Source organism: Flavobacterium cucumis, from assembly GCF_900148835.1.
GTDB lineage: Bacteria > Bacteroidota > Bacteroidia > Flavobacteriales > Flavobacteriaceae > Flavobacterium > Flavobacterium cucumis.
Window position 1 is genome coordinate 100,359 of the sequence record NZ_FRYK01000005.1, and the last position, 25,814, is coordinate 126,172.

Here is a 25,814-nt window from a genome sequence, read left to right on the forward strand (position 1 = left end):
ACTTAATTTGACTGAAAAAAATATAATACAACTAATAAACAAACTAAACCGCTTTCCAAATTATAAAGATTGTGTAAAAGTTGGTATTGGTAAAAATGTAGAATTAGTGCATATATGGTATAAAGAAGGTTTTTCAGATAGCCATGTTCCATATACGTATTTCCTAATAAAAGATAACGATAATTATGTTGGTGCTGTTTTAGATATGACACATGATTTACATTGGGTTATTTTACCAAAACATCGTAAAAATGGGCATCTTTCAAAAGCTTTAAAACAAGTTATTTTACCGTATCTATTAGAAGAAACTGATAGGTTTGAACAAAAAATCACAATAAAATGTAATGAAATTGGAGAAACTAATTATCAAAATTCATTAAGAGTAGCTTTAAATATTGGATTCAAACAAATAGATGAAGAAAATTTGTTATTTGATTATAATGCACTATGTGAAAAAGAATATGAATTAGATTATAACCATAATGGTTTAACAAGAAAAGAACTTGAATTAGAAATTAATAAATTACAAAAAATAGCAAAAGAACTAAATAAAATAAGCTCAAAAATAGAATTTGCTTTTGGTAAAAAAATTGAAGAATATTCAAAACCATCATTAAACGATACAGCCAACAAGGTAGCTTATCTTAAAGAAGTTTTTAAAGACATTAAGTATGATTTTGATAAAAATTAAATAATTAAGCATTGGAACAGATAGCAGAAAATATTGTAGTAATAACAAAAGATTATCATTCAGATTATGATGAAGGTTTTGTTATGTCATCTAAACACGTTTTAGATTGGGTAAATCAATTTGACGAGCAAGATCAAGAGTTTGTATTGAGTGAACTATTGCATATTTTAAATCAAGGAGTTTATATCTCAAAAGAAAAAGCAAAGGAAATACTTTGGGAATTTCTAAATAAAGCTACTACATTTTTTGGTTATCAAAATGTTGAAACTTTTATGAGAGAAACACATTTTATTAATTCACAAGCAGAGCATAAGAGTCAATCTATTCTATTGAGTTTAATTAATGATATAATGTTAAATAAAACAGGTTTCACAATTGAAATATGTGGTTCTTTAGGAGTAAAAAATTATATTTATTTAGATGATGTTTTAGCAAGTGGAGGTACATTCAAATTTGCGATAAAAAAGTTTATTGAAGAGAACAGTTTATTAAAACCGTTAATTAATAAAGAATTAAGAATATTATCATTCTTTTTCTGTACACATTCTTGGGGTTTGGATAATACGAGATATTCTTTAAAAAAGTTATTTGGTGATGAAAATTATTTTTTAGACGTTGCTAAGTTTCCTATTGGTTGTTATTATAAAATTGAAAATAATTTAAAAGGGTTTAATCCAAAATTAAATTTAGTATATCCAGAAAAGTCAAAAAATGAATACGATGCTTATTTAGTAAGTTTAGAAAATGCTTCTGTTCAATCAGATAAAGCATACCGAAAAGCAACTCAACCCAGTCAAGAGGCGTTTTTCTCTTCAAAAGAAAATAGAAATAGATTAGAGCAAATATTTTTAGACAAAGGAATTGAAATCATTAGTAAAATTCAAGATGAAACAACAAAACAAAAACATCGTCCTTTAGGAAAAACCTATCCGAGTTATAAAACATTTGGTACAGGTACATTGTTTTTTACTTGGAGAAATATAAGTAATACATGTCCAATTGTATTGTGGTGGGATAATCAGGCACACAATTGGAAAGGACTTTTTCCGTTATATAACAGAGGAAATTAAAATTATTTATTTATATTTACCTAAGTTTGCACTATGAATATCAGAAACTACAACGCAAAAGAGGCAATTGTCTTTAGAAAAACAAAAGAGCCATTTGGAGGTTTATCTAATATGGCATCGGGTTATGCTTTGTATATTAATGAAGTGATAATACCTTCTTCAGAGCATTTATATCAAGCAATGCGTTATCCAACAAATCCTGAAATTCAATTTGAAATTATTAATCAAGATAATGCTATGAAAGCTAAAATGATTAGTAATAAATACAAAGCACAATATTCTCGTCCTGATTGGGAAAAAATCCAAATAAAAGTAATGCGTTGGGTATTAGAGATTAAATTAGCTCAAAATTGGGATAAATTTAGTGCAATACTTAAAGAAACACAAAACAAATCAATTGTTGAGTACGCTACTGATAATAAAATATGGGGAGCAAAACCAATAAACAACGATGAATTAGTAGGTGTTAATGCTTTAGGCAGACTATTAATGGAATTAAGAGAAAAATACATATCAGAAAACAACCGTATTTTTTGTGTTAATCCTCCAGATGTTCCTGCATTGCTATTATACAATCAGCATATTGATATTATATGTGACGACATGATAATTGACTATCACAATGAAAGTCTTTTAGAAGATAGTTTAGTATAACAATTACCTCATTCACCTGCACAAAAATAGCTCCTAAGCCTGTGCCGATAGCTATCGGTATACAAGTATTCCTAGCTCAATGCTGCCTGTTGCTTCATTTCGTTAATTAACAATAATAAAAAGAGTAACTACTAGAAAATTTTTGCGAAAAACAGGTCTATAATGGAAAATACAATACTATTTTCCACTAAAAATAATTTTTGCTAAATATAAAGTTCACAGTTCTAGGATTAAAAGTCTTACTGCGGTCTCTTATGGCACCATGTTGATCACTGTCTCCAGCTTTACTATTTTTTGTCTTAGTACAAATGATTTTGTCCCACCAAACAATTGAATACTGAGGCATTTGGTTAAAAATCAAGGAATAATTAAGTAATAAAAGAATGCTACTACTTTTGCAGAAGAAATCAAACAGCGTCCAAACATTTAATTGCAACTGACCGAGCCATTATTCCTTTTGCTTCGGTTATTTTTTTACTTTTTCTTCATATTGCTTAACGGTATCAATACCATCAATCAACTTACTATCTTTGGATTTAACTTCTTTAATGAAAGCATCGCATTGCGCTTCACTCATAATCCCTTTTTGATAGGCTTCCAAAAGAATATCCATAGTAGTTAAATAAACAATTCCAAAATAATCACAATACGCTTTAATATCTTTTAAATTACTACTTGCAATATAATCTTTAGTGTGTTTGGCTACTGCCATACAAGCTGCTTCACCATCACCCATACTAGATTTTAAACGCGCATATTCAATTAGAATTTCCTTCTCTTTAGGAAAAGGAATTACTGCTATTTTCGACCATTCTAAAAAATGCTCTAGAGCTACAATACTCTTCTTCCGCTTATCCAACTCTGCCTTAACCTTATCCAAAATCACAAAACGATCAGGAAATATCTTAGGCAATTGCAATTGTTGTCCCGCTTTCGTAAAATGTATGATAACATCGCAATCCAACAAAATTCTGGGTTCAGCACTAATTTTCTTTACCATCATCATTAAATTTTGGATCATCAATATCTAAACCAATATCCAGCATCAAAGAATGATAATGACTCTCTGAAATTTTATCTGCATCATACAAAGCTTTTACTTTTGTACCATAATCCCCTATTACATTATTCGCATCATTTCTTACATATAAATCAGACGAATAACCATGTTCAACAGCACTTTTAATCACACCTTTCAAATAAGGTTTGTAATCATCATAATGTATATATTTTGATTTGCTTAATCGAACCAAAAGAGCAGCTCTAGAAACACCAAAATACTGTTCCATTTTAATAATGGTAGCTAGTGAAAGTGTTTCACCCCATCCCAATTCCTTTTCAGGTATTTGTTTCATTAAAGCCGCATCGGGCATCAAAAAATAAGAACTAAAAACATCTGCATTATATTCTTCTTTGTCTTTCTTATCAAACTTACCAGCATTACACATCTGGAAATTGAAATCGTGTTGAATAAATAAATGATACAATTCATGTCCAATAGTAAAATTTTGCCTACCTACTGGCAATGCAGAATTAATGAGCATGAACAAATTTTCATTCGTCTTAAGCGCCATACCTGAAAATTCACTCTCTAATGGCATATACACAGTCAAAACACCTAAATTCAACAAAAGCTTTTCAAGATTAATGGAAGTCTCGGTTCCTAATCCCAATTCTCTTCGGAACTTATTAGCTTTAGCTTCTAGTATTTTGTCGTTAAAGGCCATGATACAAACGATTAATCTTAATATAATTTTTTACAATCTTGCCAAACTCTGAAAGTTTTTCCATATCACTTTCAGTAACAGAATCCTTTCTAAAAGCAAAAACCACCTCTGCCATGGCTTCTTCAACTGTTTCACTAAAAAAAACAGCCAATTCAATTCCAAATAAATCGGATAATTTTTCTAAAACATCTAAAGGAACTTCTCTTTCATTATTTTCATAAAAACTAATCATTTCTCTTTTTACTTCAAGAAAACTTGCCAATTTTTCTTGTGTATAACCATATCTCTCGCGAAGTCCTTTTATTACTAATCCAGTTGTTGCTTCCATGATTCCGTTATTATTGTTTGTTAGTGTTTGATTTATTTCATCAAATTCTGTTACAAAATTAATCAATTTTATTAAATTCCATATAATTGTACAAAATATTTTTAAAACATGTAAGCATGCATTACAGTCGTAAATCCGATTACATATAGAATATATAAATCCGCTAAACACTTATAAAATAGAGACTATCACAGTAACAAGAGAAACAATTTTACGATTTGGTTTAGTCAAAAACACTAGCTAAATTAACCGAAGAACACGCATACACAAATGAAGGAATTAAGAAAATTTGTAAAGAATTTGATGTCGCTGTACCTGGTGATATAAAATGTATCGAGAACTACTTAAAATAAATCGCTTCTACAGTTCTCGATACAATTTTTAAAAGCAAAAATTAGCATTTTTCCTTTTAAAAATCACTCGAAGTGACGATAGTGTGGTTCGTGGTTTTTTTGATGTAAGTGATTGCTAAGTGTTTCTTTTCTGTAATCTTTAAATGCTTTGCTTAACATCTCTCAATTCAGCATTTCCACCTCCGTCACTTCGAGTGTTTTGTGTTTGTAAAGCCTAAGATTTACAAGCACAAAATGTATCGAGAACTACTTAAAAATAAATCGGTTCTACAGTTCTCGATACCATTTTTAAAAACAAAAATTAGCATTTTTCCTTTTAAAAATCACTCGAAGTGACGATAGTGTAGTTCGTGGTTTTTTAGATGTAAGTGATTGCTAAGTGTTTCTTTTCTGTAATTTTTAAATGCTTTGCTTAACATCTCTCATTTCAGCATTTCCACCTCCGTCACTTCGAGTGTTTCGTGTTTGTAAAGCCTAAGATTTACAAACACAAAATGTATCGAGAACGAATGAAAGTAAATCGGTTCTACAGTTCTCGATACAATTTTTAAAAGCAAAAATTAGCATTTTTCCTTTTAAAAATCACTCGAAGTGACGATTGTGTGGTCCGTGGTTTTTTAGATGTAAGTGATTGCTGAGTGTTTCTTTTCTGTAATTTTTAAATACTTTGCTCAACATCTCTCAATTCAGCATTTCCACCTCCGTCACTTCGAGTGTTTTGTGTTTGTAAAGCCTAAGATTTACAAGCACAAAATGTATCGAGAACTACTGAAAATAAATCGGTTCTACAGTTCTCGATACAATTTTTAAAAGCAAAAATTAGCATTTTTCCTTTTAAAAATCACTCGAAGTGACTATAGTGTGGTTCGTGGTTTTTTAGATGTAAGTAACGTTTGAGTGTTTTCAAATTTACAGTATAAGTGTTCTTAACAAAACATCTTTTAATCACTTAATTCCACCTCCGTCACTTCGAGTGTTTTGTGTTTGTAAAGCCTAAGATTTACAAGCACAAAATGTATCGAGAACGAATGAAAACAAAACATTGCTACAGATCTCGATACCATTTCAAAAACAAAAAAGCCTGAACTTTCATTCAGGCTTTCTCCTACTCAATAAAGATTACCAATCCAAACTGAGCTTATTTCTTTTTTGATGTCAATTGCTTTAATAGCAAGGTAACACCAAAACTCACTACTGCTCCAATACAGGCTAAAACTATCGTTTTTAAGACATCGGCTGAGGTGAGGTTCGGTATAACACTCAACGCGAATCCGCCAAAAGTCCCTGCCTTTAAGGATAAAGAATTATCCATTTTCTTTCGTGTGGGTTTCGGGCTGTGCCTCTTCTTTTTTGTTGCCCAGGATAGTATTATCCGCTACGGTTGCTGAGCTTATCGAAGTATCAACGGTAATTTGGCTTACTGCAGATAAAACACCACCTGCAACGGCAGCATAACCCGCAACGGTTACAATAACAGCAGGTAAAGCTACTGGAGCAGCTACAATGCTTCCACTTACTGCTAATAAGGCTAATCCAATGGTGCGCAACACCTTAAAAAATTTCGGAGTGGGTGCCTTAGCACGTTCTACTACATTCATAATCTTTCTTTTTATAATCCTGCAAAGGATCTATTGTACAATCAATTCCACACTTTCTTTGTTATCCAAAGCTTTATAAACTAAGTCTTTCAACTTCTTAAAAGCTTTTCTAGACATAAAACCTATTCCAGGTCCAGAAAGTTTCGTAACAGGAGCAATACAGCCACGCAATTCCTTTTTCGCATTATTAGCAGGATGTATCAAAATATAAGTTCTGTTCGGTACATCCACCAATTCCAAATGCCATTGGTATTTCGCACTATATCGCTTTCTAATAAAATATTTCCCTTCAGGAATACAGGAAATCCCTCGTTCATTTTGCTTCCACGGCAATTCAATCGTATAACTAATCAATTTGCCCTCACATTCCAATTTTCCATTCGTTCCTTCAGGGAAATAAGTTCTGGTTAAAAACAGTATCATAAACTCCCAGCTTCTAACTTCCAGCTCCCAGCTTACACGCCTCCATCAACCGCCACTATCGATAAAGGATTAAACGCTCCATTTTTCAACGGATACATTTGCCCATTAATCTCTTGGTAAAACTCTACTCCCAGTGCCAAAACAAGGGGATGCGTAGCGTTTGCCGTCACCGCATTACTCAAGTTAATTGCCGTTGTAGCGGAGGTATCCCAAGGCATAATCGCCGTTTCTGAAGTAGCTACTACATAGGTTTCTCCCGTAAAGTCAATTAAAGCACCTCCAGAGATCACTTTAAAATGCGTCGTTCCACTTGGAGCCGCAATCATATTCGCTGGAATAAAAGAAGGAATACTAACATCCAAAGTTCCCGCCACACGGTCAATATCCGTAGTAAAAGGAGCAAACAATGAAGTGCCTAATTTCCCACGAATATTAAATTCAAAACCCAGAACCAGTTCAATTTCCCCATCAATTACATTTCGCATTCCTCTGGTACTCACCGCATCCATTTGGATGACCTTGACCATTTGTTGGGTCAAACGACTCACCATTCTACCATCTGAGGCTTTCAACAACAAAGGACGTAAAGCGGTTCGTAAAAGTTTACCGGCCTTCCCTGCCCTACCAAATTCGGAACCGTTCTCACGTGTTCTTTGAAACGCAGGATCACTCGCAATTCTACTGGCTTCAACACCTCCTTTTTCACGTGCCAAATGTCCGTCTTGTGTTTTGTAAAAAGTAATATCCCCGATGGTACCTTTTAACTTGATAATTCCGCTTTGTCTAGCCATAACATAAAAATTTTAGTTCTACATTTTTTTTAACTTCTCAAATCATTCAAAACTCGGTTGCAACACTTTCTGAATTAATTCTGAAGCAAATTTGAAACAAATAGCAAATGAAAAAACGTCACCCTAATCAAAACGTACCTAAGTGTGTGCTTTTGTCTTAAAATGTCCTAACGAAAATTAAATCGAGTACCAAAATCGGCGTAAAAGAAACAAGAATATGCTGTACATTTGGAATACGCATAAGAGATGGAATTTAGTACATCCTATCCAGCAAGTCAAATTTGAATTAATACTAGCATTTCAAAATATGAACAGAACCACAAAAAGAGTTTGTATTTATCCTAAGGATATTCAAATGATCACAGGAAAAAGTTACCGCCAGAGTACTCGAATTTTAAACGAAACCCGAAAGTTATTCCGTAAACCCGCAAAAAGTAGGGTTAGTGTAGAAGAATTTTGCACGTATACCGGCTTAAATTACGAACATGTCTCCAAAGTCATACTCGATTGATGGCAATTCTTCACGAAGCACCATAAAATTGCATTTAGAGCGCAACCGATAGCAATTGAAAAGTAAAGAAGTTCAGTCTTTATCGGGTTTTATCACCTTACAAATGAACCAACATTTGATAAATCTGTGTAAAAAAAAAAATGGAAGCGAAAAATATGCTTCCATTTTTAGTATCGAGTATAAAGTTGTGGCACTAGAATTAGTACCCAAACTTTAGGGTATTATTTAATAATTTCGATTTTTAATGCTTCTTCTTGGTTAACCGAATCAAAGAAACCTTGCTCGCTCATCCAATCGTCACTGAATACTTTACTCATGTAACGTGACCCGTGGTCTGGGAAAATGATAACCACTTTACTGTTGGCATCAAATTCGCCTTCTTCAGCATACTGTTTCACCGCTTGGAAAGCAGCTCCCGAAGTATACCCAACAAACAAACCTTCTTTTTTTGACAATTCTCTTGCGGTGTGCGCACTGTCTTCATCCGAAACTTTGATAAACTTGTCAATCACATCAAAATCAGTCGCGGTTGGGATTAAGTTTTTACCTAAACCTTCTATACGATAAGGATAAATCTCAGCGTTGTCAAACTCTTTGGTTTCGTGGTATTTCTTTAAAACCGACCCAAAAGCATCCACACCTAAGATTTTAATATTAGGGTTTTGTTCTTTTAAGAAACGTGCCGTTCCAGAAATCGTTCCTCCTGTACCACTACAAGCCACTAAATGCGTAATTTGACCTCCTGTTTGTTCCCAAATTTCAGGACCTGTAGATTTGTAATGTGCGTCTACATTCAAGTCATTAAAATACTGGTTGATGTAAACCGATCCTTTTGTTTCTTCGTGTAATCGCTTGGCTACATTGTAGTACGAACGTTCGTCATCAGCAGAAACATGTGCAGGGCAAACATACACTTTAGCTCCCATCGAACGCAACATGTCAATTTTATCTTTAGATGATTTTGAGCTCACGGCTAAGATACAATCGTATCCCTTTATAATACTCACCATGGCCAAACTAAAACCTGTATTCCCTGAAGTCGTTTCAATAATCGTGTCACCTGGTTTAAGGATCCCTCTTTTTTCTGCTTCTTCAATTATATATAATGCGATACGATCTTTGGTAGAATGACCTGGATTAAAGGCTTCAACTTTTGCATAGAAATTACCTGGTAAATCAGCTGAAATTTTATTCAATTTGATTAAAGGGGTATTCCCTATTAAATCTAAAACACTATTGTAGGCTTTTATTTCTTCTTTCATATGAAGATATTGTTTTTTTATGTTTTTAAAATACTATGCTTTACTAGTATTTACAACTATTAGATGTTAAAAATGTCGTATTTGACACCTCCAAAACCTTGCAAATTTAACAAAAAAAGTTTAACTACTTCTTAATTTTTTCCAAATCTAATAAAAAAGCGAATTCTTTGGCCAATTCTTTTAACGCTTCAAAACGTCCAGAAGCACCTCCGTGACCCGCATCCATATTCGTATCTAAAAACAATTGTTTGTCATTTGTTTTCATCACACGCAATTTAGCCACCCATTTTGCAGGCTCCCAATATTGCACTTGCGAATCATGAAGTCCGGTTGACACATACATATTTGGATAATCTTGTTTTTTTACTTGATCGTAAGGCGAATACGATAACATATAATCGTAATACACCTTATCATTTGGATTTCCCCATTCGTCATACTCTCCCGTAGTCAATGGAATCGTATCATCTAACATCGTCGTAATTACATCCACAAACGGAACTTGTGCTATCACACCGTTGTACAATTCTGGGTTCATATTAACGATGGCTCCCATCAATAAACCTCCTGCCGAACCTCCTTCTGCATACAAATGCGCTGGAGAAGTATATTTTTCAGCTATTACAAATTTCGAACAGTCAACAAAATCAGTGAAGGTGTTCTTTTTCTTTAAAAGTTTACCGTTTTCATACCATGCTCTTCCTAAGTCCTCACCTCCTCTGATGTGGGCAATGGCATAGATAAATCCTCTATCCAATAAACTCAAACGGGTTGATGAAAAATAAGGATCCATTGTAGCGCCATACGAACCATACGCATATAACAACAAGGGGTTGTTACCATCTTTTTGGATGCCTTTTCGGTACACCATCGAGATTGGCACTTTTGTTCCATCGGTTGCAGTTGCCCAAACGCGTTCTTCGATATAATTGTTCTTGTCGAATTTTCCACCCAATACTTCTTGCTCCTTTAAGACTTTTTTCTCCTGCGTTCTCATGTTGAAATCAATCACAGAAGAAGGCGTTGCCAAGGATTGGTAACCATAACGAAGAATCTCCGTATCAAAATCTACGTTGGTAGTGGTGTATGCCGTATAGGTTTCACTACTAAAAGGTAAATAATATTCCCCTGTTCCACTCCAAGGCATAATTCTAATCTTGTTCAAACCATTCGAACGCTCTTCTACTACTAAATAGTCTTTGAAGATTTCGATTCCTTCTAGCAACACATCGTCTCTATGTCCGATTAAATCGGTCCAGTTTTCAGCTGCAGTAGCCGTTTCTGGCGTTTTCATCAGTTTGAAATTCGTCGCTTTGTCCTTATTCGTTACGATATAAAAACTATCCCCATAGTGCGAAATGGAATATTCCAATCCACGAGTTCTCTTTTGGAAAATTCGAAACGCTCCATTTGGATTTTTCGCCTCTAAAATCTGATATTCAGAAGTCAGCGTACTTGAAGAACCAATTACTAAATATTTTTTTGACTTTTCTTTGTATACAAACGTATTGTAAGTGTCGTCTTTTTCGTGAAAAACCATAGTATCTGAAGTAGCATCAGTTCCTAAGGTATGCTTGTAAATTTTATCTGAACGCAAAGTTTGCGCATCTTTACGAGTGTAAAACAAGGTTTTGTTATCTCCAGCCCATGTAGAACCTCCAGTGGTGTTTTCTAATTTTACAGGAAGAATTTCGCCAGTCTCTAAGTTCTTAATTTGGATGGTGTATTGTCTTCTCGATACCAAATCTACTCCAAACGCTACCCATTTGTTATCTTCGCTTACATTGATTCCCGCTAAATTGAAATACGATTGTCCTTTTGCCATTTCGTTGCAATCAAACATGATTTCTTCTTTGGCTTCTAAACTGCCTTTTTTACGGGAATAAATCGGGTAATCTTTTCCTTTTTCAAAGCGGGTAATGTAGTAATAACCATTGTAGAAATAAGGAACCGAACTGTCGTCTTCCTTGATTCTGGCTTTCATTTCCAAAAACAATTCGTCTTGTAAGGGTTTGGTGTGCGCTGTTGCTTTTTGGTAGTATTCGTTTTCTTTATTCAAGTAATCAATAACCTCTGGGTTTTCTCTTTCGTTTAACCAATAATAGTTATCAATTCTTTTGTCGCCGTGCTTTTCTAATGTTTTAGGAACAATTTTAGCAACTGGTGGCTGTGATTTATTAGACATCTTTTTTGTTTTATTTTGACTGTAAACGGGAGCAAAAATAACACAACCTAAAAGGAAATACGTGATTTTTTTCATGAAATTTTATAATAGTTATGAAATGCTAATTTAGCATTTTTGTCGAAATAAAAAAAAGCCATCTAAAAAAGATGGCTTTGCATTTGTTATTCCGAACTCAGTTCTTCTGGATATAGGAACCAACCTGATGCATCGGAGGGTTTTCTCCAAAAAACACGTAACCCCTCACCACCACCATTTTCTTGCATTCGAGCTCTGAATGTATATTTAATCCCTTGGGTTAAAACAATAGTCCCTGTATGCGAACCTAAATTATCAATTCCATGCCCTCCATAATGATTGGCTACATTAACCCCATTAATAAATAAATCAACAGCATCATCCCCTTCGCAAGTAAACGTGTAGGTACCTGTTTCAGAAGGAATAAAAAATCCCGAAGCTACAAAACTAAACCCTTCGCCTCCATTTGGAATAACGATACCTTCATTTGTTAAAACGGTGGCATTGTTCCAATCCAATATAAGATTCGGACTTTTCACTCCTGAGCTTACTAAATTTAGAGGGTCTGTATAGGCAGCAAATTCGGTTTCATTATTGGGATGACTAAAAGGAGCCGTAAAAACTTGATAATTTAATTCTTCATCCACACCAAGCGAGGAACTCACTTTTCCGTAGCGATTGAGATAAGTAACTTCATTTACTTTTCCATTTTTAGAAATGCCTTCAGTAAAATTGGAAGTTAGCGCACCCGAAGGCGTTACGCCCAATTTATTGACAATCAAACTCAACACTTCGGTGGCGGTACAACCAAATTCGTTGGTTATGGTAACCGTGTACGTTCCACTTTTCGTAAAATAATTCGTAGCCGAAGTTGGTGCTGTTCCTCCCGACCAAAATATAGAAGCAGCACCCGATACCGTTAATGTAACCAAATCATTATTGGTAGTATTACCCGAAATAAGAGCCACTGGAGGGGCTTTCACCGTTACAGTTACGGGAACAAAACTTGAAACTTGATTGCAAAATTCGGTAGTTACATAAAAGGTAGTGGCATTAATTAAGGCATCTGTCGTATAACTGCTGCCCGTGCCCAATAGATTGCCGTTGATGGCATCATACCATTTTATTTCACCAATTCCTGAAGCCCTTAACTCCACCGATTGGTTGCAACAAACAACTCCATCCGTAACCAAAGGATCCGTTGGTGGATTACACGGAAAGTCAGGGTTTGTAAACGTGAATACCTTACGAACTCCGCCAGGAGTATATCCTAAAAAATAAAGATTTCCATTAAAATCGGAGACCATACTGTTAACATCATTCACATTCACGTCGATTTCTGCATACAAATTGATAGTGCCAATGGCATCCATTTTATAAACCGTATACGGATTGCTATTTTGGTTTAAAGCATAGGTATTTCCCAAACCATCGGTTGTAAGGGATTTTATATAGAATCCCGTATTACTGATATAATTGGAAAGAACCCCTTGGGGTGAAATCTTGTAGATACTGGTATTGGAATTGGCATCTACAAAAACCAGATTATCCTCAGAATCAATACTAATCGAATTGATGTAATAAGTACTATCGCTAAAAAAAAGACTGGCATTGCCATTTGTATCCACTTTATAAATGGTGTAAGGCCAATTCATTTGGTCAACAAAATACATATTCCCCTGACTGTCATGAACCAAAGCCTTAGGATAATAATTTCCTGAGAGATAATTGCTAACCACCCCATCTGGTGTTATCTTATTTAGTACTGGTGGCCAATTGTATTGATCCACATAGTAAAGATTGCCATTTTGATCTACCGACATGGAAGCCGCACTTGGATAGTCCCAACTATAATTAGGAAGATAGAAGGGAGTACCATTGTAAGTCGTTAATTCGCCATTAGACGAAAGCTTCTTAATTTGATTGGGATAGGTATATTCATCCGCAAAATAAAAAGTACCATTCCCATTGGTAATCAAAGAAAACGGATAGGTCTCGGTTCCCAAATCATAATACGTCTGTGCCGTAAGCGGTTGGGCCACAGTCGTATTTAGAAACAATGCTGTAAATAAGAGAAATAACCATTCTCTTAATTTCTGAAATGTTGTGTTCATGGGGTGCTTTTTAGTAAGCATAGTCAAATTGAATACGGTCGTTCAGCGATAAAGCATAAGCACCATTATTAGCAGGGATATAGTTTACCGTATCGCCCGTAATCGTATACGCCGTATTGCTAATTCTGATTCCGTTCACATACATTTTTACTTTGCTAGTAGCGGAAGGAACATGCGATAGGGTAAAACTGGTTTGCGATACAGTAGCGAGATATTCATCCGCTGCCTCATTCACAGCAGCCCCTCCAGCTACACTAATTGTACCACCACTAATCAAAATTCCAGTTCCTTGTGTGAGCACAGAACCATCCGCAGCCAATACTTCACTTGAAGTACCTCCCGTTTTTACAAATGCATTAGCGGTAACTGTTGCCGAAGTATTCACATTCGTTACAGAAGTATTTCCCAATTGAATGGTGTTACTTGTTGCTACTACAGCATCCGAACCAATGGCTACCGAATTGTTTATTGAGCCATTAGCAGGATCATCTACTCTTGCATTAGATCCTAAAAACGTATTGTTACTTCCCGAACCTAAATTGTTTCCAGCTCGCGATCCTAAAGCCACGTTAAAATTTCCTGTAACACTGAACAAGGATTGATTTCCAATTGCAGTATTTTGTTCTCCAGAACCAACAAAAAACATGGTTTCTGCTCCTAATGACGTATTGCCATATCCTGTAGTTAACCCAATCATATTGAAATAACCTACTCCCGTGTTGTTGTCAAAGCTTGTTCCTTGATAATTTTGTAACGCAGCTGTACCTACAGCGGTATTTCGAGACCCTGTTCCTGTTCCTAATGCTCCGCCTCCGATTGCTGTATTCTCAGGGTTTTGTCCTTGACCTCTTCCGATAATGAGTCCGTTCACACGAATATCATTTGAGAAGTTCTTGTTTCCCCCAATTGTTTGATCGGTCGTTAGATCTACAAAACTAGAAGCTGCTGAAAGCGAAGTTAAATATTCGTTCGTATCAACACTCCCATCCGCTTTTAAAAATTCAGTGGCTACGCCTCCTGATTTCACAAAAGAATTGGCCGTTACAGCAGCATTTGTATTCACATTCGTAACCGTTGCATTCCCCAATTGAATGGTGTTATCAGTAGCAACACTCGCACCATTTCCAATGGCCACAGAGTTGATTCCACTCGCTTGTGCATCGTATCCTAAAGCTACCGAATAAGCTGCTTGATTGTTATTTCCCGCAAAGGAACCAAGGGCTACTGCGTTCTCTCCTTGATTGTATTGCGCAGCTGCATATCCTACCGCTACGCCTCCTTCGGCTTGTGCCCCTTGTGCAACATTACTTCCAATGGCAATAGAATGCGTTCCTTGACCACCCGAGCCCGCTACATAACCAATGGCTATATTTGTAGTTGAACCAATTACGTACTCATTGGTATCAACACTTCCATCTGCTTTTAAAAATTGGGAAGCCAAACCTCCTGGCTTTACAAAAGCGTTTGCAAATAAGGAACCCGTAAAGCGGCCATCGCCTTCTACATCGAATTTATAAGCTGGATCATAATTTTCACCAATTCCTAAATTCCCATTAGCATCCATAGTAAATCGTGCACTTGAACCGCCTTGAAACAATTGAAAATTAGTCCCTGAGGTTCTTAGCTCCCAAATGCTCGAATTATCTATTACCAAAGAAGGTACCGTTAATTGTCCTGAAAGAGTACCCCCTGTTAAAGGAAGATAATTCCCTGCTACATCTGAAAATTTAGTATCCACATATGTTTTTACGGCTAAAGCTGTTGGGAATTTAACATCAGTCACATCCGCTAAGTTTACATCACTTGATTTGTTTGCCGCATCTTCCTTTAAAACAATAGCATTGGTATTAGCAGTTACGGCTGTTTGAACTGTTGTGATGTTGGTTTGTAGCAACACATCCGCAGCCTCATTAGCCGTTTGATTTGAAGCTACTTCGGTTTGTAAAGCTGTAATAGCATTGTTGGTTGTAGTAGCATTATTCGTTACCGTAGTCGTTAATGTATTGATATTGTCTTGTAAAACAACGTCCGCAGCCTGATTCGCCGTGTGATTTGCATCCACTACCGCTTGTAACGTTGTAATAGCGTTGTTGGTTGTAGTGGCATTGTTCGTTACCGTAGCCGCTAATGTATTGATATTGTCTTGTAATACAACATCCGCAGCCTGATTCGTCGTGTGATTTGCATCCACTACCGTTTGTAATGTTGTAATAGCGTTGTTGGTTGTAGTGGCATTATTCGTTACTGTAGTCGCTAATGTGTTGATGTTGCCTTGTAACACAACGTCCGCAGCCTGATTCGCCGTTTGATTCGCATCTACTACCGTTTGTAACGTTGTAATAGCGTTGTTGGTTGTAGTGGCATTGTTCGTTACTGTAGTCGCTAATGTATTGATATTGCCTTGTAAAACAACATCCGCAGCTTGATTCGCCGTGTGATTTGCATCCACTACCGTTTGTAACGTTGTAATAGCGTTGTTGGTTGTAGTGGCATTAGTCGTTACTGTAGTCGCTAATGTATTGATATTGCCTTGTAAAACAACGTCCGCAGCTTGATTCGCCGTGTGATTTGCATCCACTACTGTTTGTAATGTTGTTATAGCGTTGTTGGTTGTTGTGGCATTGTTTGTTACCGTAGTCGCTAATGTGTTGATGTTACCTTGTAAAACAACATCCGCAGCTTGATTCGCCGTGTGATTTGCGTCCACTAACGCTTGTAGGTTAGCCAATGCAGCATCTAAAATCTCCGTAGCCTGAGCAATTGAAGTAGCTGTATTGATGTATTGTGTATTCGGATTCACCACATAAAAACCATTGGCACCGAGACCGACTCCAATTTGAACATCATCTAATTCCAACTGTAATGCAATTAGGGCCGATTCAATCGCTTCGTTTGCTTCAGACGCTTCGGAATTTAAGGCAAACATGGCAAAAGGAATAAAAGTAAAGGGTTGATTGCTGATTTCAATAAAATTAGCACAGCTGTTGGTTGTACTCAAATCTACCTTTAAGCTTTTGGCATTGCTGTTCCAAACCACGTCTGCAAACGAGGCAGCATAACCTCCTATTGGGTTTCCAGAACCAATAATCAAATTAACCATTCCGAATGCATCCGTAGTCGTTTGGATGGTTTCGATATACTCCGATTGTGTATTGTGATCTATAATTGTAAATTTCAAGCAAACAGGTGCCTCTTTAAGGGGTTGGGCCACATTATTTTGTCCAGGTAACGGTTGGGCCGACGGATTTAAAATAACCGCTTGATACGTAATGCCATTTGTTTGAGAAAAACCAAGAGACACTACTAATACTAGTAGTAAGTAAAATTTTTTCATATTGTATTATTTTAGAGGGAAATGAAGTCCAAATTGAATTTGATGGGTTACAAAAGCCAGTTGTTCCTCTGAAGAATTCGAAACATTGAAAGCTTTTGAAAAATGATAACCAAGACTAATTTTCATAGCGTCAATAACTTGGTATTGCAGTTCCAAACCTACCATCGGTTGCAGCACAAGACCTGAAAATTCTTCTTGATTTTTTAAATCATAATACATGGTATTAATGAATTGTTCGCCTTTGGTTATGGTAGCCAAGTTAAAGCCTGCTTTAACATTAGCTTTAAAACCTTTTTCCCATTGAAACAAAGCATACGAAACAGCATTTTGTAAGCCTACATAGTTGGTACGCCAAGAATAGGAAGTTGCCCCATCGGAAGCATTCGCATTAAACTGATTGAATGTGATACTTCCTAGATAAGAAAACTTCGTGTCTTTGAAGAAGTGTTGATACCCTAATTCGTAAAAATCCCCACTTTCACATCGAAAATCAGCAGTTGTATTGGATTCTTGAAAATCATAGTGCGTATTGTTCTTACCTGTTTTAATAAAAAACTCTTGGGAAAATAGTGCCGAAACAGAAAAGATAAGAAAGAAGAGAGTGCTGTATTTTTTTATCATATTTTTAAAATTTTAGTGAAAAGATGAAATTGGGAAGTTCTTAGCTGTACCAAATATTCTGCAGCAGCTAAACGAGATAAATCAAGTGTTAGCAGGTTTCCTACAACGGCTTGCTCGTTTGTAAAAACCAGCCGACCACTCACATCAAAAATCATTACTGATACGGGAGCATCAATCGAAGTAGAAAATTGGAAGTTAAGTCCCTCAACAAAAGGATTAGGAAAAGAAACTACCGAAACAATTGCCGTTTCGTTCTTCGCAATGTGGGTGTTCCAAAAAGTTTGTTGAAATCCTTGTTGCACCACAATTCCATCAGAATGATTCCCAGTGGTCGTTTGTTGCCCAATCGTTTGTTGTACCACCAAGCCCGAAACTGTTTTTTTAGTTGTTCCTTGAGCACTTATCATCTGATGATGCAGGTGTTGGGAAAAAGAATCGGAGAAAGCTAAAAGAAAGATAAAGAAGAGTGTTGTCCTCAAGTTGAGAGGTTTGCATCCACTCTCCTGAATTTTTGCACAAGAAGACCCTGGCAAATTACGAAAATAACATAATTTTGTTTTCATAGGGAAAGGGTTAAAATTTTTAATAAAAATATGTTAAATTCTTACGATAAATTTATTTTTAGAATGTTATTTTTACCGTTTTGTTAATCGATAATATAAAAATCATAAGTGTAGTGTTTGGGTTCATAAGTGGTAAAATATTATTTTTAGAAGCCATCCTGTAGGAAACTACAACCACAATTCTTAAATTTGCTGTCTTAATTTAAAATTGAAGCCAATGTTTGGAGATATTATGGGTATGATGGGAAAATTAAAAGAAACCCAACAAAAAGTAGAAGAAACCAAGAAGCGTTTAGACTTTGTTTTAATCGATGAAAAAAGTAACGATGGCTTATTGGAAGTTACTTTAACTGCCAATAGAAAAATCAAAAACATTTCCATAAGTAATGATTTACTTGCAGACAAAGAAATGTTGGAAGATTATTTAGTTACTGTTTTAAACAAGGCCATCGAGAAAGCTACCTCAGTTAATGAAACCGAATTGGCTGCAGTCGCTAAAGAAGGAATGCCAAACATTCCTGGAATGGACATGTTTAAATAATTTAAACTTATATTTTAAGTAATATAATCTTTATGACTGGTTTATAGTGTTTTAAGGTAAGGTTTCTATTCATAAAATCCGTGTTCCAAAAAACTTGAAACTTGAAACTTGAAACAAAAAACCACTTAACCACCAAGCGCACAAAGGATTTACACCAAGCACACTAGGATTACTTAAATTTCTCCAATCCGTGTTCCAAAAAAAATCCGTTCCCATCCTCCTTCGCTTTAGCGAATCCGTAACCATCCGCGTTTTGCCAAAGTAAATCCGCGTCATCCGCGTTCCAAAAAAACATTTTTTTAAACCATAAAAGTCATATAAGAAAAGTATCTGCTCAACGTAACGCTAATTAAAGCTCATAAAAAATTTTAAAGATTTCTCATATTTCTAAAATCCGTGTTCCAAAAAACTTGAAACTTGAAACAAAAAACCACTTAACCACTAAGCGCACAAAGGATTTACACCAAGCACACTAGGATTACTTAAATTTCTCTAATCCGTGTTCCAAAAAAACTTGAAACCTGAAACTTGAAACAAAATGTACAAAATCCGTCCTTATCCACCTTCGCTTTAGCGAATCCGTCACCATCCGCGTTTTGCCAAAGTAAATCCGCGTCATCCGCGTTCCAAAACCCAAATTTCTTAACCATGATAAGTCATATAAGAAAAGTATCAGCTCAACATAACGCTAATTAAAGCTCATAAAAGATTTTAAAGATTTCTCAAATTTCTAAAATCCGTGTTCCCAAAAAACTTGAAACCTGAAACTTGAAACAAAATGTACAAAATCCGTCCTTATCCACCTTCGCTTTAGCGAATCCGTCACCATCCGCGTTTTGCCAAAGTAAATCCGCGTCATCCGCGTTCCAAAACCCAAATTTCTTAACCATGATAAGTCATATAAGAAAAGTATCAGCTCAACGTAACGTTAATTAAAGCTCATAAAAGATTTTAAAGATTTCTCAAATTTCTAAAATCCGTGTTCCAAAAAACTTGAAACTTGAAACTTGAAACTTGAAACTTGAAACTTGAAACTTGAAACTTGAAACAAAAAACCACTTAACCACTAAGCGCACAAAGGATTTACACCAAGCACACCAAGATTAGTTAAATTTCTAAAATCTGTGTTCTAAAAAACCTGAAACTTGAAACCTCAAACCCGAAACCCACCCCTAAACAATCCCTTTAAAATTTCTAAATTCTAATTTCTAAATTCTAATTTTATAAAGTATCTTTGCCGCTTAAAATTCGATACAAAATGCGTATATCTTACAATTGGTTAAAACAATTTATTAAAACCGATTTAAAATCTGAAGAAATTGCTACTATACTTACCGACCTAGGTTTGGAAGTAGAAGGCGTTGATCAATACGAAAGTTTAAAAGGTGGATTACAAGGAGTAGTAATTGGTCATGTACTCACTTGTGAGAAACACCCTGATGCGGATAAACTAAAAATCACTACGGTTGATTTGGGCGACGGAAACGCACCCGTTCAAATTGTATGTGGCGCTCCGAACGTTGCAGTTGGGCAAAAAGTTCCAGTAGCCACTATAGGAACCAAGCTTTTTGACAAAGAAGGAAATGCATTCGAAATAAAAAAAGGAAAAATACGAGGACAAGAAAGTCACGGTATGATTTGTGCGGAAGACGAATTAGGCTTAGGTGATGACCATAACGGCATCATGATTCTAGATGAAGCACTGAAACCAGGAACCCCTGCTTCTAAAGTTTTTGAAATCGAAACTGATGAAGTATTTGAAATTGGATTGACTCCAAACCGTGCTGATGCGATGTCGCACATGGGAGTAGCCCGTGATTTGCGTGCAGGCTTGTTGCAAAAAGGAACCTCATCAGAATTGATTACCCCATCGGTAAGTAAATTCAAAGTTGAAAAACGCACCTTAAAAATTGATGTAAAAGTCGATAACGAAAAATTAGCCCCAAGATATTGTGGCGTTACCATTTCTGGGGTAACGGTTAAACCGTCTCCAAACTGGTTGCAAAACCGATTAAAAGCCATTGGATTAACCCCAAAAAATAATATAGTAGACGTTACCAATTATGTGTTACACGAATTGGGGCAACCCCTACACGCATTTGATGCCGCACAAATTAAAGGAAATAAAGTAGTGGTGAAAACTGTGGCTGCGGGTACAAAATTTAAGACACTTGATGATGTGGAGCGTACCTTACACGAAGATGATTTAATGATTTGCGACGAGAGTGGCCCATTGTGTATTGCGGGCGTTTTCGGAGGAAAAACATCGGGAGTTTCAGAGAGCACACAAGCTGTTTTCTTAGAAAGTGCATACTTCAATCCTGTTGCGATTCGAAAAACAGCGAAACGTCATGGATTGAGTACGGATGCTTCCTTCCGTTTTGAAAGAGGAATTGATCCTACCATCACCGAATATGCTTTAAAACGTGCTGCACTTCTTATTCAGGAAGTTGCGGGTGGCGAAATCACATCAGACATTATCGACATCTATCCTAAGAAAATTGAAGACTTTAGTGTATTTCTTCATTTTGAAAAAGTAAATAAAATTATTGGAGAGGAAATCAATCCGGAAACGATAAAAAAGATTTTAGCTTCATTGGATATCAAAGTCAATTCAATTTCCAATGCTAGTTTGGGATTAATTATTCCATCCTATCGTGTGGATGTTACTCGAGAAATTGACGTTATTGAGGAAATCCTAAGGGTTTATGGATACAATAACATTAAAATTCCTTCTAAATTAAACGCAACGATTTCCAATACTTTGCGAACTGAAGAAACCAATCTTCAAAACATCATTTCTGACCAATTGTGCGCTTTAGGTTTTAACGAAATGATGGCCAATTCCTTGACTTCACCTGAATATGTGAAACTTTCGGAAAAATTGAAAGAAGAATTTAATGTCATCATGTTGAATCCTTTGAGTAGCGATTTGTCAGCGATGCGTCAATCGTTATTGTTCTCTGCTTTAGAAGCAATTTCATATAATGTGAACAGAAAGCGAAACGATTTAAAGTTTTTTGAATTTGGAAAGACTTATCACAAACTGCCGGGGGCTTACGATGAAGAAAAACACTTGACTTTATCCATTACAGGAAATAGAAATCAAGAAAACTGGTCAAGACCCGTTGAAAAATCGGATTTCTTCTTAATGAAAAGCTATGTGCTGAACGTTTTGAGCCGCTTAGGCTTGGATAAAAAAGTAACGGCTTTGCCTTTTGAAAACGATATTTTCTCAGAAGGATTGGCATTAGCTGTTGGTAAAGAGATTCTTGTTGAATTTGGAACTGTTAAAAAGACTATTTTAAAACACTTCGACATCAAACAAGAGGTTTTATTTGCAGATTTTTATTGGGGAAAAATTCAAAAGTACGTTACCAGTAAAATTAAATTCACAGATATTCCTAAATACCCAGAAGTACGTAGAGATTTTGCTCTTTTAATTGACGAATCGGTTACTTTTGAGCAAATCTATACGCTAGCAAAACAAACTGAAAAAGGAGTTTTAAAGGCGGTAAACCTATTTGATGTTTATGTGGGGACTAATCTTCCAGAAGGTAAAAAATCGTATGCGGTGAGTTTTATTCTTCAAGACGATTCCAAAACGCTAACCGATGTTCAAATAGACAAAATCATGAACAAGTTGCTAAACAATTTTGAAACCCAATTGGGAGCAAGTTTACGATAAGCAATAAACCTATAGTATAAGTCCGAAACAATCAGCAAATCAAGTAGAAATCGCTGTTGTTTCGGACTTTTTTTGTCCCCTTGAAAAGCCTTGTGTTTTACAAATGTTGAACGATATAAAAGTAGATAGGCATCCCAACCGTAATGTTAACCGGAAATGTGATGGCCAATGCCATAGGTAAAAACAAACCCGGATTCGCCTTAGGAACAGTTATCTTCATCGCAGCAGGAACCGCTATATAAGAAGCACTTGCTGCCAAAATCGCAAAAATAAAGCGATTGGATACATCCGCTGTCACAAAGCCACTCAACCAAGCGAAAACAATTCCGTTGCATAAAGGAATCACAAAGGCAAAAGCAAAAGGAAACCAGCCATGAGCAAAGAAGGACTTTAATTTTTTACCACTCGTAATTCCCATATCCAATAAGAAAATCGCTAAAAACCCTTTGAATAAATCGTTGGTAAAAGGTTGAATGCCTTGTGCATCTTTCTCACTGGTTAAAAAGCCAATAACCAAACTTCCTAAAATCAACAGCACACTCCCATTGGTAAAGGAATGTCGTAAGATTTCTATTTTGTTGATTTTTTGGGTTTTCTCTTTATTAAAAATCGATATGAGTACCAATCCCACAATAATAGCAGGCGATTCCATCAAGGCCATAATTGCTACCATATAGCCGTGAAGTGCCAATTGGTGGGATTCCAAATAGGATACTGCGGTTACAAAGGTCACGGCACTAATCGAACCATACGCTGCTGCAATAGCTCCGGCATCATATACATTCAATTGGCGTTTTAGAATGAAAAAGGTGTATAGCGGAATCACAATGGCAATTGAAATTCCGAAGAGCATGGACCAAATGATTTCACTGTTAATCGTTTCATGTGATAATTCTTGCCCCCCTTTAAATCCAATAGCAAATAACAGGTATAACGAAATGAACTTAGAAGAATTGTTGGGAATCTCCAAATCACTCTTCAAGCAAACTGCAATAATTCCTAAGATAAAATAAAGTAAAGCCGGATTGGTTAAATTTTCAAATAATAAGCTAAAATCCATAGTGTGTGGTTATGATGTTAATTGTAGGTTTCATTTTTTTGAAGCACGTGCTAATCTATCGTTAATCGAAACTCCTAAGCCATATTCAGGCAAGCGTTCGGCAATAATGACCTCCAGCTTCATTTTATCCAATTGATGCATGGCGTCATAGAGTTTAGAAGCCGCAACTTTTAAATCGCTTTCGGCAGATAGGACGATTTGGTTTTCCCTATCCAATTGCGGTAAAAACGAATTGAAAAGCAGTAATCCTATGCGTCTTCCCGAATACCAGTCTAGCTCCTCTTGTACATTTCGTGTTAGAATAAAATCGGTTTTGGGGGCATAATGTTTCCATAGCATTCCCGGGGCTATGGGTTGCTTGTTCTTTTTATTGTATAAGGTCACGGGAGCCACTTTTTCAATTTCTTCTAAGGCCAGCGCTCCTAAACGATATACCACAACTTTATTGTTATCGAATCCTATGATGGTAGATTCAATTCCAGCTGCACATTCCCCACCTTCCAACACCATGCTGATTTGATTTCCAAAATACGCTTCTACATGTTGGGCACTTGTTGGACTTATGCTTGTAAAAGGATTTGCACTTGGCGCTACTAAAGGAAATTCCAGCTGTTTTAAAAGTGTTAAAGCAACAGGATGATTCGGGACACGAACCGCAACTGTTTCTTGGTTTGCGGTGACCAAATCGGGAATATGAGGTTGCTTTTTTAAGATGAGTGTCAATGGCCCTGGCCAAAAAGCAGCTGCCAATTCATAAGCCATGGGTGGAATTTCTTGCGCAACATGAACCAAATCTTCAATTCCTTTAATATGTACAATCAAAGGATTGAATGTGGGGCGCTTTTTTACATCAAATATTTTATGAATGGCTTCGGTTTCAAAGGCATTTCCTGCTAATCCATAAACCGTTTCGGTGGGAAATCCTATGATGCCCTTTTCGTTCAGATGCTGAACTGCTAAACTAATATCGGTACTTATCATTTCTTTTTATGGGTTACAAAAATCGCAATACATCGGATCTTCTGTTTGCTTTCCGTTTGGATATAGAACTTTAGACTCGTAATTACAATGTTGGCATTGATAAATATGTGCTGATGTAGCGCGTGTTGGCATTGAACAACTACTACATAACAAACCGGCTTCGGCACCAACCACACCAAAGCCGGGAAAAAGACATTCAGGACAAACCGAATGCAATTTGTTAACTAATCTATGGGTAACCTCTTTAATGGTTTTCATTCGCGTAGGATTGAATAATGCACGCATATCAGTCTCTATAAAGCACGAATGATGGTCAGCAACCAATGCATCAAATCGCTCCATTACCTCATCATAGTCGGTAATGCCTTTATAAAGGGTAGTCCAATTCGCATCGGCATCTTTTAAAATGACACCATGAGACGGAAATGCTACTTTCTCTAAAAAGGCCTGCAATTCCTCTCGAGTATGAAGTTTAGAACTGTCAAAATTGGTTTCCATAGTTAACACACGTTCCACAACTTCAAGTTTGTGCTTTTGGTCTACCAACATGATTAATTCGTCATTAGCAGGAGCAAAAAATACGGTAGGATGATTTCCAAAGGAACCTTCAGTAGCTACGGCTAAATCAAATCCTTCCGCTTGCATTCCTTCCCGACATTTTTTTCGGAGCGTGGTTAAAGCGTCTTCTTTTCTAGCAATTTCTCCCGAAAACGTGCCCAATGTATCTGTATCAAAGGTTTTGGACACAAAGCATTGTACCCCTAACGCTTCTTCAAGAAGAGGCGCGATGACCGCTTCTTTCTGATGTTTGGTCACAATTAATAAACGACGGCCCGAAAAAAAATCTGGGTTAGTCTTCATACGCGATTTCGATGAAAGATTTTATTTTGAGTTTTTTATTGTGCGCTTTTGCTTCTTCTAAAATCTCCGCAATACTACTCACGCTTTCCTTTAACTGCGCAATACGATTTATAGCCTTTTCATCGTCTTCTCCAAAGCGAATTTGAGAGCTAAAATTTTGCACTTTATTGAAATTGATATTTTTGTTGCACATTTCCATCAAGATTTCACGTGCTTCCATCGAGTTAAACTCGCCATGCATCAAATTAATTTTCTTCAGGGTTTCCATACGTAATGTTTGTTAAATTGTTGATTAAACGAATGATAGTGAGTAATAGTAAAATAGCCAATCCTGTGTAAAGCTCTTGGTAAATAATTTCTGGTGTTTGCATCAGTTTAAAAATAAGTACCGACTCGATGATTACACACAAAATCAAAAGAAGTTGTAGGGTTATTTTGTTCAT

At 36.1% G+C, this 25,814-nt stretch carries 26 protein-coding genes; 5 read left to right on the forward strand and 21 right to left on the reverse strand.

Annotated elements, in window-relative coordinates; translation table 11 throughout:
• The first annotated feature begins 7 nt into the window (after positions 1-7).
• From BUE95_RS11825 to BUE95_RS11835, 3 genes are read left to right on the forward strand one after another with little or no spacing between them, the layout of a single operon-like run.
• Positions 8-691 (forward strand): hypothetical protein, encoded by a 684-nt coding sequence (locus BUE95_RS11825; protein WP_073584770.1) that lies wholly within the window; start codon positions 8-10, stop codon positions 689-691.
• A gap of 11 nt (positions 692-702) precedes the next feature.
• Positions 703-1,761 carry a phosphoribosyltransferase-like protein gene (locus BUE95_RS11830; protein ID WP_073584772.1) on the forward strand — a complete coding sequence of 353 codons (1,059 nt, stop codon included), beginning with the start codon at positions 703-705 and terminating at the stop codon, positions 1,759-1,761.
• 33 nt (positions 1,762-1,794) lie between these two features.
• Positions 1,795-2,415, forward strand: a complete 621-nt coding sequence (locus BUE95_RS11835; RefSeq protein WP_073584774.1) for an NADAR family protein — start codon at positions 1,795-1,797, stop codon at positions 2,413-2,415.
• A 466-nt stretch (positions 2,416-2,881) separates the two neighbouring features.
• On the opposite strand, the gene BUE95_RS11840 is transcribed toward BUE95_RS11835, so the two are convergent.
• The 13 genes from BUE95_RS11840 to BUE95_RS11900 all read right to left on the reverse strand — a co-directional run bounded on the left by BUE95_RS11840 (position 2,882) and on the right by BUE95_RS11900 (position 18,240).
• Positions 2,882-3,415, reverse strand: a complete 534-nt coding sequence (locus BUE95_RS11840; RefSeq protein WP_143165294.1) for a PIN domain-containing protein — start codon at positions 3,413-3,415, stop codon at positions 2,882-2,884.
• Positions 3,399-4,142 (reverse strand): ImmA/IrrE family metallo-endopeptidase, encoded by a 744-nt coding sequence (locus tag BUE95_RS11845; protein WP_073584776.1) that lies wholly within the window; start codon positions 4,140-4,142, stop codon positions 3,399-3,401. Before BUE95_RS11845 ends, BUE95_RS11840 begins: the two co-directional genes overlap by 17 nt.
• Entirely contained in the window at positions 4,132-4,536 is a 405-nt protein-coding gene (locus BUE95_RS11850) for a helix-turn-helix domain-containing protein (RefSeq protein WP_084530297.1), read from the reverse strand. Before BUE95_RS11850 ends, BUE95_RS11845 begins: the two co-directional genes overlap by 11 nt.
• A 1,425-nt stretch (positions 4,537-5,961) precedes the next feature.
• A complete protein-coding gene (locus BUE95_RS13745; RefSeq protein ID WP_200778621.1) occupies positions 5,962-6,135 on the reverse strand; it encodes a hypothetical protein in 174 nt (57 codons plus the stop codon).
• Positions 6,128-6,421, reverse strand: coding sequence for a hypothetical protein (locus tag BUE95_RS11855; protein WP_073584778.1), 294 nt, complete (start codon positions 6,419-6,421; stop codon positions 6,128-6,130). Before BUE95_RS11855 ends, BUE95_RS13745 begins: the two co-directional genes overlap by 8 nt.
• 30 nt (positions 6,422-6,451) lie before the next feature.
• Complete coding sequence (locus BUE95_RS11860) at positions 6,452-6,844, reverse strand: DUF5675 family protein (RefSeq protein ID WP_073584780.1); 393 nt, start codon at positions 6,842-6,844, stop codon at positions 6,452-6,454.
• A gap of 32 nt (positions 6,845-6,876) precedes the next feature.
• The gene (locus BUE95_RS11865; protein WP_073584782.1) at positions 6,877-7,635 is read right to left on the reverse strand and encodes a hypothetical protein; all 759 of its coding nucleotides are present in this window, start codon (positions 7,633-7,635) and stop codon (positions 6,877-6,879) included.
• A gap of 732 nt (positions 7,636-8,367) precedes the next feature.
• Complete coding sequence (locus BUE95_RS11875; RefSeq protein ID WP_073584786.1) at positions 8,368-9,408, reverse strand: cysteate synthase; 1,041 nt, start codon at positions 9,406-9,408, stop codon at positions 8,368-8,370.
• Positions 9,409-9,532: 124 nt separating this feature from the next.
• On the reverse strand, positions 9,533-11,668 hold the full coding sequence (locus tag BUE95_RS11880; RefSeq protein ID WP_073584788.1) for a S9 family peptidase: 2,136 nt from the start codon (positions 11,666-11,668) through the stop codon (positions 9,533-9,535).
• An 86-nt stretch (positions 11,669-11,754) separates the two neighbouring features.
• Positions 11,755-13,722, reverse strand: coding sequence for a PA14 domain-containing protein (locus tag BUE95_RS11885; RefSeq protein WP_159433517.1), 1,968 nt, complete (start codon positions 13,720-13,722; stop codon positions 11,755-11,757).
• A gap of 10 nt (positions 13,723-13,732) precedes the next feature.
• On the reverse strand, positions 13,733-17,056 hold the full coding sequence (locus BUE95_RS11890) for a beta strand repeat-containing protein (RefSeq protein WP_073584792.1): 3,324 nt from the start codon (positions 17,054-17,056) through the stop codon (positions 13,733-13,735).
• 6 nt (positions 17,057-17,062) lie between these two features.
• Positions 17,063-17,677: a hypothetical protein gene (locus BUE95_RS11895; RefSeq protein ID WP_073584794.1), complete on the reverse strand. Its 615-nt coding sequence runs from the start codon at positions 17,675-17,677 to the stop codon at positions 17,063-17,065.
• A complete protein-coding gene (locus tag BUE95_RS11900) occupies positions 17,674-18,240 on the reverse strand; it encodes a T9SS type A sorting domain-containing protein (RefSeq protein ID WP_084530298.1) in 567 nt (188 codons plus the stop codon). Before BUE95_RS11900 ends, BUE95_RS11895 begins: the two co-directional genes overlap by 4 nt.
• 217 nt (positions 18,241-18,457) lie before the next feature.
• Here BUE95_RS11900 and BUE95_RS11905 point away from each other — a divergent pair, with 217 nt between their 5' ends.
• On the forward strand, positions 18,458-18,781 hold the full coding sequence (locus tag BUE95_RS11905) for a YbaB/EbfC family nucleoid-associated protein (RefSeq protein ID WP_073584798.1): 324 nt from the start codon (positions 18,458-18,460) through the stop codon (positions 18,779-18,781).
• Between the two features lie 169 nt (positions 18,782-18,950).
• On the opposite strand, the gene BUE95_RS13885 is transcribed toward BUE95_RS11905, so the two are convergent.
• From BUE95_RS13885 to BUE95_RS13685, 3 genes are all read right to left on the reverse strand, one after another.
• Complete coding sequence (locus BUE95_RS13885) at positions 18,951-19,076, reverse strand: hypothetical protein (protein WP_262494372.1); 126 nt, start codon at positions 19,074-19,076, stop codon at positions 18,951-18,953.
• Positions 19,077-19,263: 187 nt separating this feature from the next.
• Complete coding sequence (locus BUE95_RS13680) at positions 19,264-19,431, reverse strand: hypothetical protein (RefSeq protein ID WP_159433518.1); 168 nt, start codon at positions 19,429-19,431, stop codon at positions 19,264-19,266.
• Positions 19,432-19,503: 72 nt separating this feature from the next.
• Complete coding sequence (locus tag BUE95_RS13685) at positions 19,504-19,671, reverse strand: hypothetical protein (RefSeq protein WP_159433519.1); 168 nt, start codon at positions 19,669-19,671, stop codon at positions 19,504-19,506.
• Positions 19,672-20,039: 368 nt separating this feature from the next.
• Between BUE95_RS13685 and pheT the strand changes: the two genes are divergently transcribed.
• Positions 20,040-22,469 carry a phenylalanine--tRNA ligase subunit beta gene (gene pheT / locus BUE95_RS11910; RefSeq protein ID WP_073584800.1) on the forward strand — a complete coding sequence of 810 codons (2,430 nt, stop codon included), beginning with the start codon at positions 20,040-20,042 and terminating at the stop codon, positions 22,467-22,469.
• 97 nt (positions 22,470-22,566) lie between these two features.
• On the opposite strand, the gene BUE95_RS11915 is transcribed toward pheT, so the two are convergent.
• From BUE95_RS11915 to BUE95_RS13595, 5 genes are read right to left on the reverse strand one after another with little or no spacing between them, the layout of a single operon-like run.
• Entirely contained in the window at positions 22,567-23,529 is a 963-nt protein-coding gene (locus BUE95_RS11915) for a sodium-dependent bicarbonate transport family permease (RefSeq protein ID WP_073584802.1), read from the reverse strand.
• Positions 23,530-23,559: 30 nt separating this feature from the next.
• Positions 23,560-24,510, reverse strand: a complete 951-nt coding sequence (locus BUE95_RS11920) for an L-threonylcarbamoyladenylate synthase (protein WP_073584804.1) — start codon at positions 24,508-24,510, stop codon at positions 23,560-23,562.
• A 6-nt stretch (positions 24,511-24,516) separates the two neighbouring features.
• Positions 24,517-25,371: a DUF6671 family protein gene (locus BUE95_RS11925; protein WP_073584806.1), complete on the reverse strand. Its 855-nt coding sequence runs from the start codon at positions 25,369-25,371 to the stop codon at positions 24,517-24,519.
• Positions 25,361-25,639, reverse strand: a complete 279-nt coding sequence (locus tag BUE95_RS11930) for a hypothetical protein (protein ID WP_073584808.1) — start codon at positions 25,637-25,639, stop codon at positions 25,361-25,363. The genes BUE95_RS11925 and BUE95_RS11930 overlap by 11 nt, the downstream gene beginning before the upstream one ends.
• Positions 25,617-25,814: a hypothetical protein gene (locus tag BUE95_RS13595; RefSeq protein WP_143165295.1), complete on the reverse strand. Its 198-nt coding sequence runs from the start codon at positions 25,812-25,814 to the stop codon at positions 25,617-25,619. The genes BUE95_RS11930 and BUE95_RS13595 overlap by 23 nt, the downstream gene beginning before the upstream one ends.

Bases quoted from the DNA above. Each gene is read 5' to 3' on its own strand.
- pheT (WP_073584800.1), top strand. From the start codon at position 20,040: ATGCGTATATCTTACAATTGGTTAAAACAATTTATTAAAACCGATTTA.
- BUE95_RS11860 (WP_073584780.1), bottom strand. From the start codon at position 6,844: ATGATACTGTTTTTAACCAGAACTTATTTCCCTGAAGGAACGAATGGA.
- BUE95_RS13595 (WP_143165295.1), bottom strand. From the start codon at position 25,814: ATGAACAAAATAACCCTACAACTTCTTTTGATTTTGTGTGTAATCATC.
- BUE95_RS11845 (WP_073584776.1), bottom strand. From the start codon at position 4,142: ATGGCCTTTAACGACAAAATACTAGAAGCTAAAGCTAATAAGTTCCGA.
- BUE95_RS13680 (WP_159433518.1), bottom strand. From the start codon at position 19,431: ATGGTTAAGAAATTTGGGTTTTGGAACGCGGATGACGCGGATTTACTT.
- BUE95_RS11885 (WP_159433517.1), bottom strand. From the start codon at position 13,722: ATGAACACAACATTTCAGAAATTAAGAGAATGGTTATTTCTCTTATTT.
- BUE95_RS11865 (WP_073584782.1), bottom strand. From the start codon at position 7,635: ATGGCTAGACAAAGCGGAATTATCAAGTTAAAAGGTACCATCGGGGAT.
- BUE95_RS11930 (WP_073584808.1), bottom strand. From the start codon at position 25,639: ATGGAAACCCTGAAGAAAATTAATTTGATGCATGGCGAGTTTAACTCG.
- BUE95_RS11875 (WP_073584786.1), bottom strand. From the start codon at position 9,408: ATGAAAGAAGAAATAAAAGCCTACAATAGTGTTTTAGATTTAATAGGG.
- BUE95_RS11925 (WP_073584806.1), bottom strand. From the start codon at position 25,371: ATGAAGACTAACCCAGATTTTTTTTCGGGCCGTCGTTTATTAATTGTG.
- BUE95_RS11880 (WP_073584788.1), bottom strand. From the start codon at position 11,668: ATGAAAAAAATCACGTATTTCCTTTTAGGTTGTGTTATTTTTGCTCCC.
- BUE95_RS11840 (WP_143165294.1), bottom strand. From the start codon at position 3,415: ATGGTAAAGAAAATTAGTGCTGAACCCAGAATTTTGTTGGATTGCGAT.
- BUE95_RS11890 (WP_073584792.1), bottom strand. From the start codon at position 17,056: ATGAAAAAATTTTACTTACTACTAGTATTAGTAGTGTCTCTTGGTTTT.
- BUE95_RS13885 (WP_262494372.1), bottom strand. From the start codon at position 19,076: ATGTTTTTTTGGAACGCGGATGACGCGGATTTACTTTGGCAAAACGCG.
- BUE95_RS11905 (WP_073584798.1), top strand. From the start codon at position 18,458: ATGTTTGGAGATATTATGGGTATGATGGGAAAATTAAAAGAAACCCAA.
- BUE95_RS11835 (WP_073584774.1), top strand. From the start codon at position 1,795: ATGAATATCAGAAACTACAACGCAAAAGAGGCAATTGTCTTTAGAAAA.
- BUE95_RS11855 (WP_073584778.1), bottom strand. From the start codon at position 6,421: ATGAATGTAGTAGAACGTGCTAAGGCACCCACTCCGAAATTTTTTAAG.
- BUE95_RS11895 (WP_073584794.1), bottom strand. From the start codon at position 17,677: ATGATAAAAAAATACAGCACTCTCTTCTTTCTTATCTTTTCTGTTTCG.
- BUE95_RS13745 (WP_200778621.1), bottom strand. From the start codon at position 6,135: ATGGATAATTCTTTATCCTTAAAGGCAGGGACTTTTGGCGGATTCGCG.
- BUE95_RS11920 (WP_073584804.1), bottom strand. From the start codon at position 24,510: ATGATAAGTACCGATATTAGTTTAGCAGTTCAGCATCTGAACGAAAAG.
- BUE95_RS13685 (WP_159433519.1), bottom strand. From the start codon at position 19,671: ATGGTTAAGAAATTTGGGTTTTGGAACGCGGATGACGCGGATTTACTT.
- BUE95_RS11915 (WP_073584802.1), bottom strand. From the start codon at position 23,529: ATGGATTTTAGCTTATTATTTGAAAATTTAACCAATCCGGCTTTACTT.
- BUE95_RS11900 (WP_084530298.1), bottom strand. From the start codon at position 18,240: ATGAAAACAAAATTATGTTATTTTCGTAATTTGCCAGGGTCTTCTTGT.